Source organism: Aeromicrobium sp. (assembly GCF_050700635.1).
Lineage (GTDB): Bacteria > Actinomycetota > Actinomycetes > Propionibacteriales > Nocardioidaceae > Aeromicrobium.
Genome location: NZ_JBOHDT010000148.1, coordinates 1 through 15363, shown reverse-complemented (window position 1 = coordinate 15363; position 15363 = coordinate 1). Strand labels below are relative to the sequence as shown.

General features: G+C 68.4%; 18 protein-coding genes. 5 read left to right on the top strand and 13 right to left on the bottom strand.

Going from position 1 to position 15363, the window contains the following annotated elements:
* From ACRDPN_RS11425 to ACRDPN_RS11410, 4 genes are all read left to right on the top strand, one after another.
* The coding region (locus tag ACRDPN_RS11425) for a response regulator transcription factor (protein ID WP_431447759.1) at nucleotides 1-666 on the top strand (666 nt) is incomplete at its 5' end.
* Nucleotides 667-754: 88 nt separating this feature from the next.
* Nucleotides 755-901, top strand: a complete 147-nt coding sequence (locus ACRDPN_RS11420; RefSeq protein WP_431447756.1) for a hypothetical protein — start codon at nucleotides 755-757, stop codon at nucleotides 899-901.
* Between the two features lie 156 nt (nucleotides 902-1057).
* A complete protein-coding gene (locus ACRDPN_RS11415; RefSeq protein ID WP_431447753.1) occupies nucleotides 1058-1231 on the top strand; it encodes a CsbD family protein in 174 nt (57 codons plus the stop codon).
* A gap of 121 nt (nucleotides 1232-1352) precedes the next feature.
* Nucleotides 1353-1706: a hypothetical protein gene (locus tag ACRDPN_RS11410; RefSeq protein WP_431447750.1), complete on the top strand. Its 354-nt coding sequence runs from the start codon at nucleotides 1353-1355 to the stop codon at nucleotides 1704-1706.
* A gap of 247 nt (nucleotides 1707-1953) precedes the next feature.
* On the opposite strand, the gene ACRDPN_RS11405 is transcribed toward ACRDPN_RS11410, so the two are convergent.
* The 3 genes from ACRDPN_RS11405 to ACRDPN_RS11395 form a co-directional block, all read right to left on the bottom strand.
* A complete protein-coding gene (locus ACRDPN_RS11405; RefSeq protein ID WP_431447747.1) occupies nucleotides 1954-2787 on the bottom strand; it encodes an MBL fold metallo-hydrolase in 834 nt (277 codons plus the stop codon).
* Between the two features lie 69 nt (nucleotides 2788-2856).
* Nucleotides 2857-3453, bottom strand: a complete 597-nt coding sequence (locus tag ACRDPN_RS11400; protein ID WP_431447744.1) for a dihydrofolate reductase family protein — start codon at nucleotides 3451-3453, stop codon at nucleotides 2857-2859.
* A gap of 77 nt (nucleotides 3454-3530) precedes the next feature.
* Nucleotides 3531-4379 (bottom strand): DMT family transporter, encoded by an 849-nt coding sequence (locus tag ACRDPN_RS11395; RefSeq protein ID WP_431447741.1) that lies wholly within the window; start codon nucleotides 4377-4379, stop codon nucleotides 3531-3533.
* A 129-nt stretch (nucleotides 4380-4508) separates the two neighbouring features.
* On the opposite strand from ACRDPN_RS11395, the gene ACRDPN_RS11390 reads away from it, so the two are divergent.
* A complete protein-coding gene (locus ACRDPN_RS11390; protein ID WP_431447738.1) occupies nucleotides 4509-5957 on the top strand; it encodes a PLP-dependent aminotransferase family protein in 1449 nt (482 codons plus the stop codon).
* Between the two features lie 4 nt (nucleotides 5958-5961).
* Here the strand turns inward: ACRDPN_RS11390 and yidC are convergent, their stop codons facing one another.
* The 10 genes from yidC to ACRDPN_RS11340 all read right to left on the bottom strand — a co-directional run.
* Complete coding sequence (yidC, locus tag ACRDPN_RS11385; RefSeq protein WP_431447735.1) at nucleotides 5962-6759, bottom strand: membrane protein insertase YidC; 798 nt, start codon at nucleotides 6757-6759, stop codon at nucleotides 5962-5964.
* A gap of 56 nt (nucleotides 6760-6815) precedes the next feature.
* Nucleotides 6816-7124 carry a hypothetical protein gene (locus tag ACRDPN_RS11380; protein ID WP_431447732.1) on the bottom strand — a complete coding sequence of 103 codons (309 nt, stop codon included), beginning with the start codon at nucleotides 7122-7124 and terminating at the stop codon, nucleotides 6816-6818.
* Between the two features lie 37 nt (nucleotides 7125-7161).
* The gene (locus ACRDPN_RS11375) at nucleotides 7162-8106 is read right to left on the bottom strand and encodes an anti-sigma factor RsbA family regulatory protein (RefSeq protein WP_431447729.1); all 945 of its coding nucleotides are present in this window, start codon (nucleotides 8104-8106) and stop codon (nucleotides 7162-7164) included.
* On the bottom strand, nucleotides 8103-8927 hold the full coding sequence (locus ACRDPN_RS11370) for an MEDS domain-containing protein (RefSeq protein ID WP_431447726.1): 825 nt from the start codon (nucleotides 8925-8927) through the stop codon (nucleotides 8103-8105). Before ACRDPN_RS11370 ends, ACRDPN_RS11375 begins: the two co-directional genes overlap by 4 nt.
* A gap of 48 nt (nucleotides 8928-8975) precedes the next feature.
* Nucleotides 8976-9608, bottom strand: coding sequence for an SRPBCC family protein (locus ACRDPN_RS11365; RefSeq protein ID WP_431447723.1), 633 nt, complete (start codon nucleotides 9606-9608; stop codon nucleotides 8976-8978).
* The gene (gene cutA, locus ACRDPN_RS11360; RefSeq protein ID WP_431447721.1) at nucleotides 9605-12016 is read right to left on the bottom strand and encodes an aerobic carbon-monoxide dehydrogenase large subunit; all 2412 of its coding nucleotides are present in this window, start codon (nucleotides 12014-12016) and stop codon (nucleotides 9605-9607) included. The genes ACRDPN_RS11365 and cutA overlap by 4 nt, the downstream gene beginning before the upstream one ends.
* Nucleotides 12013-12504, bottom strand: a complete 492-nt coding sequence (locus ACRDPN_RS11355; protein ID WP_431447719.1) for a (2Fe-2S)-binding protein — start codon at nucleotides 12502-12504, stop codon at nucleotides 12013-12015. Before ACRDPN_RS11355 ends, cutA begins: the two co-directional genes overlap by 4 nt.
* A complete protein-coding gene (locus ACRDPN_RS11350; protein ID WP_431447717.1) occupies nucleotides 12501-13313 on the bottom strand; it encodes an FAD binding domain-containing protein in 813 nt (270 codons plus the stop codon). The genes ACRDPN_RS11355 and ACRDPN_RS11350 overlap by 4 nt, the downstream gene beginning before the upstream one ends.
* Complete coding sequence (locus ACRDPN_RS11345; RefSeq protein ID WP_431447715.1) at nucleotides 13310-14776, bottom strand: uracil-xanthine permease family protein; 1467 nt, start codon at nucleotides 14774-14776, stop codon at nucleotides 13310-13312. The genes ACRDPN_RS11350 and ACRDPN_RS11345 overlap by 4 nt, the downstream gene beginning before the upstream one ends.
* 128 nt (nucleotides 14777-14904) lie before the next feature.
* The coding region (locus tag ACRDPN_RS11340; RefSeq protein WP_431447713.1) for an alpha/beta fold hydrolase at nucleotides 14905-15363 on the bottom strand (459 nt) is incomplete at its 5' end.

The following is a 15363-nucleotide window of genomic DNA, read 5'->3' as shown; positions in this document are numbered from 1 at the left end:
GACATGACAGCCATCACGGTCGCACTGGTGAACGACTACGAAGTGGTCGTGCGCGGGTTGGCGAACATGCTGCGCAACTACGACCGCGAGGTGTCGATCATCGAGTTGGATGCCAACAAGCGCGTCGGCAAGCAGGTGGACGTGGCGCTTTACGACACCTTCGCGGCCACACAGGGAGACCGCGACGAAATCCGCCAGCTCATCGCCAACCCCCAGGTGGAACGGGTCGCGGTCTACACCTGGAACTTCGAGCCGCGATTGCCGAAGGCAGCCATGGCGAATGGTACGTGCGGCTACCTGTCCAAGGGGCTGCCAGCTCGGAGCCTGGTCAAAGCCCTGCAGCGAATCCATGCTGGCGAGGTCATAGTCTCGCCGCAGCCGAAGATCACCGGGGCCGTGGCCGCGGGGGGCGACTGGCCGGGTCGTGAGGAGGGCCTGACCGAGCGGGAGGCCGAAGTGCTGGCGCTGATCACCCAAGGCCTCGACAACGCCCAGATCGCCGATCGCACCAGCCTGTCGCCCAACTCGATCAAGACCTACATCCGCAGCTGCTATCGCCGCATCGACGTCGCCAACAGGTCCAACGCGATCCTGTGGGGAGTTCGGCACGGGTTCACACCAGACCACGTCAGGGTCAGCGATCCGGACGACATCGAGAACGGCTGAGAAGACGACCGCGATCGCACGGTCCGTTCACCGAGGACAGATCGCGGTGAATCAAAGAAGAAATGCAACCAAGAGAGCAGGAGACAACGTGATCATCCTGGGCGTCGTACTGCTCATCCTCGGACTGCTCGTCTCGAGCCTGAGCGTTTTGACCTGGATCGGAGCCATCCTGATCGTGGTCGGGCTCGTGCTGAACCTGGTCCCGGTCGGCGGGACCCGCAGACGAGTCTTCTAGGACCCCGGAACGTCTCGGGACGCCTTCCCGGACGGCAACACGACCTGCCGAGCCCCGCTCGGCGGCCGTCGCCGGATCGGCCGTGGCTCCGAGCGAGCAAGCCACACGTGCACTGAACTGAAACACCCCAACGAACCCCCACCTGAAAGGAAACCCATGGGAACGGCAGACAAGGCCAAGCACGCCGCCGAAGACCTCAAAGGCAAGACCAAAGAGGGCGCCGGCAACGCGACGAACGACGACGAGATGAAGGCCGAAGGCAAGAAGGACCAAACCAAGGCCAACGTCAAGAAGACCGGCGAGGACGTCAAGGACGTCTTCAAGAAGTAGGCGCTCGCGGCGGGTGGCTGGACTCACGCAGCCGGCCATCCCCGCAGCACCTGCGCGAAGGGAAACCCGATGCCTTCACCGAGCGCAACATCATCTGCCGCCCCCCGAAAGGCTCCCGACCATGAGTTCAACGACGTCAGCACGAATGACCGCAGGCGGTCATCCGATCGCTCTCGTCCGTGACCAGACCGACGAGCGCGGCATGGGCGCGGACGAAGTCGAGAGCCTGAGGTCCTTCACCTACGTCCTGAAAATCGCCAGCCGACTTGTCGTCCTGCAAACCATCGCCAGCAAGCAGCTCAGACGCGACCTCGACACCCTCCACGCCGAGCTGACCCAACCCAACACCCGGCGATCCGTCATCACTGTCCTGCTCGACGAGATCCATCGGGCCCTCTACAGCGGACAACTACCCGAGTCCGTCAGAATCGTCCTCGAGTCCGGCCCGCACCCCCGACCAGACGCAATCGCATGACTGCCCGACCGTAGTCGGTGCCGCTCTGCGCTCGGGGTGAACGGCTCAACCCGCGCCGCCCCGACACTGCGATCGCTATCGCGCTCTGCGGCCACCAGGACCACGAGCCGCCGCGTCCGCTGGTGCCGTTACCACACGCACGCCGAACGGACGGGCGAGCAACTTCGTCTACGCGTACTGGTCGCCGTCGAGGCTCAAGAGTCGCAGCTCGTCCCGAGTCTCTCGATATGCCCCCGAAAGCGGATCTCTATCTGGGCGTCCCGTCGCGCTCGCTTGTTTGGGCGAGGCTCTCGGCTTGCCCTGCGTGTATGTCGCTGACCCACTCCCAGCCAGGCTTGGGCGATTGGATCCGCGGGTCGTTGGGACCAATACCGTCACGCAGGGCTTCCACGTACGCGCGGTCCTGGTCGATCCGTGCGCGTACCTGATCAGCTATGCCGACGGACCCGTGACCGGGGATGACGACATCGACGTCGTCCGCCACGCCCTCGAGCAGCCGCAGCCCAACGAGGTAGTCCTCGACCGGGTCATTGGTGCTGTTGAAGTCGTCGAGCATCGGAATGAAGACATCAGACAGCATGTCGCCGGCTACGAGAACCCCACGTTCCTCGATCAACAGTGCCGCATGGCCCGGGGCGTGAGCCGGATGCTCGATGATCCGGACTTGAGGGCCGTCCCAAGGAATCTGAGCAGTTTCGGCTGGCAGACCGATGATGAGGCCGAACAGGTCCAGTGGTACCTCATCGGCGATTTCCGGCGGTAGCCCCTCGCCTGCGCGGGCCTTCCAATCCGCGTTGGACCGAACATCCCGCATGAAATCCGCGCAGCGGGCTGTGCCGTAACGGGGCACTTTGCCGAGTTCGGCGTGCCAGAGCACGTGATCCCAATCAGGATGGGTCGCGAAGCCTGCAACAACAGGCTGGCCCAACTCACGAAGGTCGTTCGCGAGGCAGGTCATTTCATCGCCCGTGATCCCGGCGTCGACGACCAACACGCCGGCCTTGCCCTGGACGACTGCGGTGTTGTTCAGGAGTAGTTCGCTCTGGTGGACCAGCACGCCCTTCGCGACCTGCGTCAGCATGGGGCTCCTCCTTCTTGTGGTCTGCAACCGCTTGTCGAGACGGTAATACCTGCGTGGGCGATGCTCATGTCAGCTCTCCTTCGTGGTTGTCGTTATCCGGTCTACTGGGCGATACCGCATGTTTGTGACGGCAGTGGGCTCGGGGCTGTTCACGGTCTCCAGACGCAGCACTGAGCTGCCCGGGTGGTCGTAGAGACGGATGCCGTCGCCGAGGAGCACGGGTGCGATGTGCAGGTCGAGCTCGAGGAGCTGCTTGCCGATGGAAGGCGAGAGAACCTCGACGTTCTTCCCGTCAGCGGCGTCGAGAGCGATTTGAACAGCCTCGGCCACGTCACAATCCAGGAACGTGACGTCCCGGGCGGGTGCGGCGTCTTCGGGGTGGTGGGTCAGGACGAAGATTGAGCCTTCCCAGGCGTCGCCGTAGGGGCGGGCCTCGCCCTTGCCGACATCCCAGCCGTCGCGGCCGCCCAGTACCGCTCCGGTGGTTGCGATGTATTCCTCTTCCAGTCCTGGACGTCCGGTAATGCCGGTCGTCCAGTCCATCGAGTGCTCAGGTCCGGCCACGAAGCCATCGAGTGACATGCTGAAGTGCATGAGCACCTTGCCCCGTGCGGTTTGCGGTTCGGTGTCGTGGGTGGCCGTGGGGCCAGTCGGTTGCTGATTCATCGGCGTTCCTTTCCAGTTGTGTTGTCGGGTTTCTGTCGCTGTGGAGTGGTCCGGATTGGCGCGTGCCGGCGCTGCGGTCACGGTGCGGCGACCATGGCGACGGCGATGGTGCAACAGATCAGGCCGACGCGCTGGGCGGCGTGGATGCGCTCGTTGAGCACGGCGCGCGCCAACAGCACGGTGACGGCTGGGTAGAGCGAGGTGAGCACGGCGACGATGCCGAGGTCAGCGAGCTGGCTGGCCTGCACGAACGCGAGGCTGGCCGTCACGCCGAGAATGCCGGAGGCGATCCCCCAGCCCACCGCCCGCGCGCTGGGCTGCCAGCGCTGACGAAGGACGGAGGCGACGGCCAAGGTGAGCACCGCTCCGGTCAGCTGGTTGACGGCAAGGGGCAGGGTGCCGGCCGACTCGGGGATCTGGCCGAGGGCCACGAAGAGTACGCCGAAGCCGACGCCGGCCAGCAGCCCGTCCACCAGTGCTCCACGGCCCGTCCCGTGTCCGGAGTCCTGCACAGCCGACGGCTGGCGGGAGACCAGCCAGATGCCCGGCAGTGCGATCGCGAGGCCGGTCCACACCAGCGGCGCCGGTCGCTCGCCCGCGGCCAGTCCGGCGAGAACCGGCAGCGCCACGGCTCCGACCGCCGAAGTCGGGGCAACGACACCCATCCGGCCGCGGGACAGGCCACGGAACAAGAAGATGCTGCCGATCCCGCCTCCGAGTCCGGCGAGCACCGCCCAGCCGAAGTCGCTCGAGGTCGGGCTGCTCGGCGAGCCTGCGCCCACCAGCAGCATCGCCGCAGCGCCCGCGAGCTGGCCGACGAAGACGATCGACATGGTCGGCGCCCGGCGGGCTCCCACACCGCCGACGAAGTCGGCGCTTCCGTAGCCGATGGCCGCCACCAACGCCAATGCGATTCCGATGCTCATCGTTCTCCCCTTACGTGTTCGTGGGTCCGTCCTGTTCTTCACTCTGGTCCGTGGGCGGTCTGCTCTGAAGGTCCATTCCCATGCCGCTGAAGTGGTCCACTTGGCGGTGGTGGCGGCTAGGGTCGAGGCGTGTCGGTGAACTTCGCCGGGGTTGTCCCGGATCTTGCGATCGAAGTGGATCGGTCCAGCGGAGAGCCGCTGGGGCACCAGGTACAAGAGGGGTTGCGGACGGCCATTCGGAGCGGCCGGCTCCGCGCCGGTGAGCGATTGCCGTCCAGCCGGCAGCTGGCCGACGCACTCGGGGTGTCGCGCGGCCTGGCTGTCTCCGCCTATGAACAGCTCTACGCCGAGGGCTACGTCGTCACAGCAGTCGGGTCGGGCACCCGCGTGGCCGACGGGGTGGCCGCGGATGCCGGCTCGGTCCAGGAGCTGTCCTCAGGCGTGGCCGGCTTGAGCTCCGAGGCCGCGATTCCGGCTCCGGACGTCGACTTCACCTACGGTGTACCCGACCTGCGCTCCTTTCCGACCCGCGACTGGATGTGGGCGCTCGGTGACGCCATGCGGACGATGCCGACCGCCGACTTCGGCGACGACCACCCTCAGGGTGACCGCCACCTGCGCGAAGTGCTCACGTCCTACCACCGGCGAGTGCGCGCCGGCTGCGCCGATCCCCACGACGCGATCGTCGTCGCAGGTTTCCGCCAAGGGCTGGCGTTCGTGCTGGCAGCCCTCGCTCGCACCAGCATCGCCCGGATTGCTCTTGAAGACCCGGGGCCCCGAGAGCACGACTTGATCGCCCGGCGCGCCGGCTTGCGCGTCTCGGCGGTGCCCGTCGACGAGGAGGGGGTCAGCGTCGAGTCCCTGCGTGCCAGCGACGCGCGGGCCGTCCTGCTCACCCCGGCGCACCAGTGCCCGACCGGTGCTGTGCTCAGCCCGACTCGACGACGCCAGCTGGTGGAATGGGCGCACGACGTCGACGGCGTCATCATCGAGGACGACTACGACGCCGAGTTCCGCTACGACAGGCAGCCCGTTGGGTCCCTGCAGGGGTTGGCGCCGGAGCGGGTGGTGGCGCTCGGCTCGGTCAGCAAGACCCTGGCCCCCGCGCTGCGCATCGGGTGGGTGCTGACGCCACAGCAGTTCCGCACCGAAATCACGGCCGAGAAGCTGCTCACCTGTCGGGGCGTTCCCCAGCTGGATCAGGCCGCGCTCGCTCGTCTCATCGAGTCAGGCCGCTTCGACCGGCACCTGCGCAAGGTCCGGGACGTCTACCGCAAACGGCGGGACGTGCTCGTCGACGCGGTGGCCACCGAGCTCGCCGGGACATCGATCGTCGGCCTCGAGGCCGGACATCACGTCCTCCTGCGGCTTCCTGGTGGCGCGGACGAGAGACGAATCGTGACCCAGGCCGCCGAGCACTCGATCTTCGTGCGGGGAGTCAACGACTACCGGGTGCAGCCGGACGACGAGCGACCCGGAGAGGCATGGCCGCCTGCCCTGGTGCTCGGCTTCGGCAATGTCACCCCCGCCCGAATCCGGCACGGGATCAGAATTCTCGGATCGCTGGTCGCGTCGTAGTCGGCTACCGACTGTCTCCCAGGCCCGCCGCCGGCGATCCCGGCGTGGGGAACCAGTGCCAGATGACCGCTGACTGCGCCAGGGTCCACACCGAGTTGCACACCCAGTAGGCGAGGAGCGCCACGGGGACAACTCCTCCAGCAGCGATCAGACCGAGCGCCAAGAACGCTGGCATCATCTGCTGGGCACTGACCATGGCCTCGGGCAGGCCGTCGGTGACGGTGTTGGGGGCGACGAGGTACTTCTGTGTGACGTAAGCGAGCGCGGCTGCCACGACGGCCAAGCTCGCAACCACGGCGAAGTGCCCGACACCGACACCGAGGTAGCCGCGCTCAGCCAGCCGGACACCGAGCAAGGTGGCCGCGGTCAGCGACGCCACCAGCTCCGGGGTCATCGCACCGACGGATTCGCCCGCGGCGACGTCTGCCAGCAGGTAGTAGAGAGCCAACCAGATCGGCAGCTGAATCAGCACCGGCAGACAGCCGAGTCGTGGCATCCCGTGTTCGGCCGCGATGCGTCGGCGCTCCTGCATGTGTCGGCGCACGCTCTCGGGGTCCTTGCGGTTTCGGTAGCGCTTGGCAAGGTCCTGCAGATCTGGCCGCGCCCGGGCCGAGGCATGAGCGAGACGGACGCCGTGGGCGACCAGCGGGAGCAGAGCGACGCGGACGGCGACGACGACGGCGGCGATGCAGAGCAGCCAGGTCGTGCCAGCGGTGGGGTCGGCGCAGAGGGAAGTCAAGGCGACGTGGGCGGCTGCGATGAGGGCAGCGAGAGCATGCGACAACGGGTCGAGAAAAGACATGGGTACTCCTGGATGAGAGATGGATGGTCGGACCGTGAGCTCGCCAAGGGCGAGGGTCAGGCCATCCCAGGAGCACGCGGGCGGATCGGGTGACGAACGGGGTCGGTGACCCGCCCAGCGAGGAACACTGGCGCGTCGTCCACGGTGCAAAGTGGTGGGGCAATCGCTCGGGCCACCAAGATCGCGACGTGACTGCTGAGGCCAACCGTCGCCATGGCAACCACCAGGGCCGCCAGCACCACGGCCGAAGCTGCGTCCATCGTCGTTGCCGACAGCGAAGGCATCAGCAGTGCTGCAACGCTTCCGAGCACGACGGCGAGCGCAGACTGGAGACGTGGTGTCAGACCAGCAGTCATCCCGCTCATGTTGACGATGGTACGCGTTCGAGGGGATTCACCTGGGTCAGAGATGCATGTGCATGTGCATGCGCACCACGTTCGATGTCTCGGATGATCTGATCTGCACCAGGTCGCAGAGCTGATTGATGAGCCAGAGTCCTCGACCCTCGGTGTCTGTCACGTCGGCCGGCAGCCGTCCGGCGAGCGGGTCACGGATCGACCCGTGATCGACGACGTCGCAGATCACGCTTGCGTCCTCGCGCCAGAGCCGCAGGACACCGACGCCGTCGGCATGACGGATCGTGTTGGTGACCGCCTCGTTCACCGCCACGACGAATTCGCCCGACCGTTGCTCGTCGAGCGAGGCGCCGGCTGCGAGATCGGCGACCAGGGTCCGTACCCGATCGAGGGTCAGGCCAGCCAGGTCGAACTCCTCGACGGCGCCTGACGGTTCGGGAAGGCTGCCGGCGAAGGGGTCGACCTCCTCGCCCTCGTAGTCAGGGCTGACTCGCGTCTGTCCCTCCTCGATCAACGCGGGATGGGTCCGGCCGGCATCGGCCAGAACCTGCTCGCCCAGTGCGGAACGGTCATAGGGACACATCAACGAGAATCCGGGCGTCCCGTCGAACGCGACGTTCAAGAGCGCTTCGTGCCGTTGACACTCCTGGATCTCGGCGTCAGTGCGCCCGTGCCAGATCGGCTCGCCGATCCCGCGCATCCTCCTGCCTGCCGACCGGTTGTCCGCGACGAATCGCGTCCACGCCGAGATGATCCGGCCAGGGTTGCGGCCCACCTCGGCCATGTCCTGGTACTGCACGCTTCCGTTCGCCGTCGAGAACACGGATCGCAGGGTGTCGATCCTGGCCCGATCGAGGACGACCAGGACCGCGTCCCCCGATTCCACCCCATCGTCGATGAACGGGACCATGCGGTCGAAGAACTCATGGTCGTCGTCGTAAAGGAACGCCTCGTGGACGAACGAGGGCTCGTGACCGGATTGTCGGGTCACGTCTCCGCCCCGAGAAGATCCAAGAGCCGCCGGAAGGTCGCCGACTCGCCCCTCAGGGTCAGCTGGGCACCTCGCTCGTGCATGCGCTGCCGGTGCTCGGCCACGACGCGCACGCCGGAGTGGTCGATGAAGTCGAGGCCCGCGAGGTCCAGCACCACCTCGCCCTCGGTGTCGGGGATGGTCAGCTCGAGGATGCTGTCCAGCTGGGCGGACGACAACGCGTCCACCTCGCCCGCGAGCGCCACGGCGTCCGGTTGGGCGTAGACGCGGAACGGCGCCAGCGGTTGCAGCCTGCGGTCGGCCACCGGGTGTGCGCAGGCCAGTGCTCCCATCGCCTCGGCCGGGAGACTCTGCCGATCGAAGCAGCACAGGGCGGCCAGCGGCCGATTCGCCATGTAGCGATCCGCGTAGCTCTCCCAGCCCACCTGGTCCGGCCATGCGCCGTCCGGGCTCGCCAGGGCTGTCACCTCGGCGAGCACCCGAAGCCCGGTGAACCCGTCGGCAATCGCCTGGTCGGTCGCTCCCGAGTACATGGACCACTGCTCGGCATTGGGCATGCGGCGACCGCCGGGATAGATCGTGTCGAAGGGTGCGACCTGCAGCGTTCCGTCCCGGACCATCGACCGCATCGGGTCGGTCTCGCGCACCATCGCTTCGGCCTCGGGACCGCCGACGAACATCAGGCGCTGCCCGAGCTCGGACCCTTCGGACAGGAACGCTTCAGCCGCCGGGCGAAGCTCACCGACGTCGTCGAAGCCCCAGCAGGCATGCCCGTTGAGGCCGACAGCGTCCGGCGAGTCGACTGAGCCGTGACGGCGCATGGTTCGCAGGCTACTCCTTCGACCGGCCCCGCACACCGTGACTGAGCGTCAACGGCGCCGGCTGAAAACGGCTCCGGCGACCACACCGAGCAGGACCAGGCCAGCGCCGACGACGACGCCGGTGAGGAAGTCGTCACGGGAGCGGGACGCGTGGGGAGGAGCGACGTAGACGCCTGAGGCCGCGGGTTCGCCGGCGTGCCGGCCCGGCTGTCGCCCGGCGTCGTCAGCGGAGACCGCGGGAGCGCCCAGCGCGTCCCTCACGTTGTCGAAGAACTCACCTGCCATCCGTTTCGACACGGAGGTGAGCATCCGCTGACCGACCCCGCCGACCATGCCGCCGACGACAGCGTCCGCGTCGTAGGCGATCTCGGTGACATCGGGCTGCGGCTCGGAGAACCGGACCTGAACGGTTGCGCCGACGGTCCCCGGAGCCCCAGCGCCCTGGAGCCGCATCACCAGTGACTCGTTCGGCGCCAGGTCGGAGAGGGCGCACGTGCCGGCGTAGGTGCCCCGGATCGCCGCGACCCCCGCGGTCACGGTCATGTCGTAGGTGTGCTCCCCCGGCGCCTCGGCGAGCCGCTCGCAGCCCGGGATCGTGCGCACCAGCACCGCCGGGTCGAGCAGCGCGTCCCACACCTGTCCGATCGGGAACGGGATCGTGTGGCTGCCGGTGATCTTCATGCGCCCTCCTTGGCGTGACGTCGACGCAGCCCGAACAGCTCGGACGGCGAGATAGGCATCGAGCGGATCGCCAGGCCCGGATGATCGAGCCGCTCGGCGTCCTCGATCGCCGCCGCGAAAACCGCGACGGACGGGATCACCCCGGCCTCGCCGGCGCCCTTGATCCCGAGCGGGTTCAGCGGGGATGGCGTCTCGAGGTGGTCGATCTCGATCGACGCGGGCACCTCGGTGACGTAGGGCATCAGGAAGTCCATGAACGAGGCGTTGAGCAGCTGCCCCGACTCGTCGTAGGCCATCCGCTCGTAGAGCGCTCCGGCCACGCCCTGCGCCACCCCGCCATGGATCTGGCCCTCCACGATCATCGGGTTGATCAGGCGGCCGCAGTCGTGCACGACGGCGTACTTCAGGATCGAGATCTCCGCGGTGTCCGGATCGGTCTCCACGATCACCGCATGCATGCCGGAGGCGAACGTCGAGCGCTCCGGGCTGTAGAAGTCGCGGCCCTCCAGTCCCGGCTCGTGGTTTTCTGCGACCGTCGGCTTGCTCGAGTCGCCGACCGTGAACTGCGTGGCCGCCTTGGACGCCTCGTCGAACGCGTACCGCAGCGGGTTGGACAGTACGGCGACGGTGCCCAGGTCGATGGAGGTCTCCGTGCCACGGACCGAGACCACCCCGTCGGCGATCTCGAGGTCCTCGACGGAGGCCTCGAGCGCATCGGCCGCGATCCTCAGCGCCTTCTCCTTGGCGCGGCGAGCTGCAAGGTGGATCGCCGACCCGCTCATCACTGCCGCGCGCGAGGCGAACGTGCCGACGGCGTACGGCATCCGCCGGGTGTCCCCGGTGACCACCTCGACGTCCTCGAGCTTCACGCCGAGCTCGTCGGCGACCAGCTGGGCGAAGACGGTCGCGTGGCCCTGGCCCTGGGTGGTCAGCCCGGTCGCCACCTTCACCCGGCCCGAAGTCTCGATGTGCACGTGCGCGCCCTCGTAGGGGCCGACACCCGTGCCCTCGACGTAGCAGGCGAGACCGATCCCGACCCGGCGCCCGGCCGCAGCCATCTCCTGCTGGTACGCCGGGAACTCCTCCCACCCGACCAGCTCCTTGAGCTTGTCCAGGGAGGCGGGGTAGTCGCCGGAGTCGTACTCCAGCTCGCGCCCGTCCTGGAAGATCAGCCCCTGGTCGTAGGGGAATTCGTCGGGCTGGATGAAGTTCACCGCGCGTACGTCGGCGCGGTCGCGCCCCAGGTAGGCGGCGATCGCGTCCATGGTCCGCTCCATCACGTAGCAGCCCTGTGGCCGGCCGGCGCCGCGGTAGGGGGTGACCATGACCGTGTTGGTGTAGAGCGACTCGAAGAGCACGCGGTAGTTATGCGGCTTGTAGGGGCCCAGCAGCTGGGTGGAGGTGACGATCGGGACGATCAGGCCGTAGGGCGTGTAGGCGCCGTGGTCGTGCCAGAACTGCACGTCCAGCCCGAGCAGCCGGCCGTCGTCGTCGAAGCCGACCTCGACGTGGTGCACCTGGGCGCGCTCGTGGGCGGAGGAGATGAAGTGCTCGCGGCGGTCCTCGGTGAACTTCACCGGGCGGCCCAGCACCCTGGCCGCGGCAGGCACCAGCAGCTCCTCGGGCCAGGGGTGGTTGATCTTCACGCCGAAGGCGCCCCCGACGTCGGGGGTGACCACGTCGACCTGGGCCAGGTCGAGGCCGAGCTTGGCGGCGACCGCAGCGCGCACGCCCGTGGAGGTCTGGGTCGAGGTCCACACGGTCATCCGGCCGAGGTCCGGATCCCAGCGGGCCACCGTGCCCCTGCCCTCGAGGGGGGTACTGGCACTGCGCTCGACGGTGAGCTCGAGCTCCAGCCGGTGCGGGGCGGCGGCGATCGCGGCGCGGGCGTCGCCGTTCTCCTGCTCGAGGCGGGCGCCGACGTTGCCGGGGACGTCATCGTGCACGAGACGGTCGGCCGCACGGGCAGCGTCGATCCCGACCACCGGGTCGAGGAAGTCGTAGTCGACCCGGATCCGGGCCAGCGCGTCCTCGGCGAGGTAGCGGTCGTCGGCCACCACGAACGCGATCGCCTCGCCCACATGGTTGATCTCCTCGCGGGCCAGGGCGTACTGGGTGCGGCCATGAGTCAGCGCGGGGTGCGGGATCAGCAGCGGCAGCGGCTCGGCCAGCGCCGGAGACAGCTCGGCGAGGTCTTCGTGGGTCCACACCAGGTGGATGCCCTCGAGATCGAGCACGTCCGTGACGTCGATGTCGGTGATCCGGGCATGCGCGTGCGGAGATCGCAGCACGGCCGCGTGCAGGGTCCCGGACTCGACGAGGACGTCGTCGACGTACCGCCCCTGCCCGCGGAGTAGGCGCTCGTCCTCGACCCGCTGGACACCGGTGCCGAACAGCTTGGTGGTCATGACGACGCTCCCTCCGAAAGCTCTGCCGCCCGCAGCACGGACTTCACGATGTTCTGGTAGCCGGTGCACCGGCACAGGTTGCCAGCCACCATGTCCCTCGCTTCGTCCTCGGTCGGGTCGTGGTTCTCTGCCAGGCCGGCGGTGACCGTGGTCAGGAAGCCGGGGGTGCAGAAGCCGCACTGCAACCCGTGGCACTCCTTGAACGCCCGCTGCACCGGGCCGAGCGAGCCGTCGCCCGCGGCCAGCCCCTCGACGGTGGTGATCTCGGCGTCGACGGCGGACACGGCAAACATCAGGCAGGACCGCACCGGGCGTCCGTCGAGCAGGACCGAGCAGGCGCCGCAGACGCCGTGCTCGCAGCCGACGTGGGTGCCGGTCAGCCCGAGGTCGTGGCGGAGCGCGTCGGAGAGCAGCCGACGGGCCGGGACACGGACCGCGCGCGCAGCGCCGTTGACGGTCAGCCGGATCTCGTGTAGCTCCTCGGTCATGCCGCCCTCCTGGCGGAGGCCACCACGCGTTGGGTGAGGACCCGCACCAGCTGAGCCCGGTAGTCCGCGGTCGCGTGGATGTCGTCAGCCGGATCGAGGTGTTCCAGGGCCGCGTCGCCGAGATCGGTGTCGGCCACCCCGGTCAGGTCGACGACGGTAGGTACGTCGCTGACGGACAGGTAGCCCACGCGCACGCGTTCCTCCTGCACGAGTGCGGCCACTCCGCACAACGCGTAGTCGCCGTGCCGTCGGGCGATCTCGTCGAAGGCCACACCGGCACCTGGCGGCAGGGCGGGGAAGAACGCCGAGACGGCGAGCTCGTCATGCTCCAGCGTCGACTCGAGCGGACCGGCGAACAGGTCGTGGGCCGCGATGGTGCGGGTCCCGGTCGACGAGGCCACCTCGACCGAGCCGCCGAGCAGCGTGAGGACCACGGGCAGCTCGGCGGCCGCGTCCGCGTGCACCAGCGACCCGACCGTCGTACCCCGGTTGCGGATGGTGGGGTGCGCGACGTGCTGGAGCGCCTGCCCGAGCAGCGGCTGGGTCTGCCGGACGGCCCGATCGGCGAGCACGTCGCTGTGCCGCGCGAGCGCACCGACGCGTACGCCATCCGGGCCGGCCTCGATCCCGGCCAGATCGGGCAGCCCGTTGATGTCGACCAGCATCGTCGGCGCGGCGAGCCGCATCGACAGGAGTGGGACCAGGCTCTGGCCGCCGGCGAGAACCTTGGCACCCGAGTCACCCGCCAGGGCCTCCAGTGCTTCCTGGAGGGTCACCGGCCGACGATAGGTGAAGGGTGCGGGCTTCACGTGCCCTGGGTGGTGTCGGCAGCCGGCGGAGCGTCGTCATCGCGGTGGACTCCGCTCTCTCCGACCGCCATCATCGTTCCCTCGTGCCCCTTGGGGGCTATCCCCCGGGCCAGGTGGTAGCCGGCCACGATCACGATCGTGCCGAGCGCGATCCCGCCGAGGGTGAAGTCGTCGGTGATCGCGAAGAAGCCGGTGGTGTCGAAGCCGATGCCGATGATCAGACCGGCCGAGATCGGCACGAGGTTGATCGGGTCGGCGAAGTTGACGTGGTTCTCGATCCAGATCTTCGCCCCGAGCAGGCCGATCATGCCGTAGAGCACGAGCGTGATGCCGGCCAGGACGCCGGCGGGGGTGGCGGCCACGATCTGGCCGAACTTCGGCACGAACCCGAGGAGGATAGCCACCGCCGCGGCGACGTAGTAGGCCGCTGTGGAGTACACACGGGTAGCCGCCATGACGCCGATGTTCTCGGCGTACGTCGTCGTCGGCGAACCGCCCACAGCGCTGGCGAGCACGGTGCCGACGCCGTCTGCGGCGACCGCCCGGCCGACCACCGGGTCGAGGTCGGCGCCGGTCATGCCGGAGACCGCCTTGACGTGGCCGATGTTCTCGGCCACCAGGGCGATCACCGCGGGTATCGCCAGCAGGGCGAACGTGACCGAGAACGACGGCAGGTGCCAGCCGACCGCGTCGAGGTTGCCCAGCTGGGCCTGGTTGCCGGTCAGGCCATCGGCGGTCTGGCTCGGGAACCCGAGCCACTCGGCGCTCTTGACCATCGCCCAGTCGACCCGGTCGTGGGCGATCGCCTCGCCGCCGGACGAGGGAGTGACCGAGGTGATCTGGCCGAACACGACGTCGGCGAGCCAGGACACGACGTACCCGAAGACCAGGCCGAGGAAGATCGCGATCCGGCCGGCGAAGCCGCGCAGGCCGACCGCCATCAGGATCACGACGAGCATCGTCAGCATCCCGATCCAGGGATCGGCCGGTAGGTAGATGTCGGTGGCGACGCCCGCCAGGTTGAATCCGATCAACATGACCACCGCGCCGGTGACGACCGGTGGCATCACCCGGTTGACCGCCTGCGCGCCGAGAACGTGGATCGCGACACCGACCAGCGCCAGCACGAAGCCGGAGATCAAGATCGCGCCCGTGACGTCGGCGGGCCCGCCACTCTGCGCGTAGATGGCGGAGGCACCGCCCACGAAAGAGGCCGACGTACCGAGGTAGCTGGGCACCTTGCCCTTCACGATCAACAGGAAGCAGATCGTCGCGATGCCGCTCATCAGGATCGCGAGGTTGGGGTTGAGCCCCATGATGATCGGGAACACGAACGTGGCCCCGAACATGGCGATGACGTGCTGGGCTCCGAGCCCGGCGGTCTTGCCCCAGACCAGCCGCTGGTGCGGCGCGACCGGCTCGCCCGGCGCCGGGTTGACCACGTCCCACTTGAACATCGACATTGCTGTCCTCCTGGCACTCATGCGGGCCCGAGCCTCGACAACCCAGTGTCGACCATCACACACCCGCGGCGGCGAGAAATGCCGAAGGAACGCCGAACCGGCTGGCAACGCCGTCCCAGCTGGATGCGTCAGGTCTGCGGATCGCGTGGGTGACGGCGCAGGAAGCCCAGCACAGCCACTGCGAGCTCGGACGTGTGAGTCAGCGTCAAGGAGTGGTCTGCGCCGGGGATGAGGGTGTCCTCCGCCTGAGGCAACCATTCGAGAATGAGCTCGCGGACCTCGGCGAACCAGGGACCGCTGGCGGTGCCGCCGATGTGGAGGACGGGACAGGTGATGCGACGCGCGTCGTCGGCGTCGAACTCCCAGTCGAGCAGGGCCGGGAGGTCTGTGTCGAAGAACGTGCCCGTGTCGGCAGCCATCTGCTCCGCCGATCCCGGCAGGTTCTCCTCGGCATCGTGTCTCCAGTCGGGCCCGATCACGCGGGTCAGGAACTGATCGAGCGCCGCGGAAGGCCCCAGCTCACGGCGGGTCTGGATGAGCTGCGCGTTCGCCGTGCGGAATTCAGGCGCGCTGGGCGTGTGAACCGG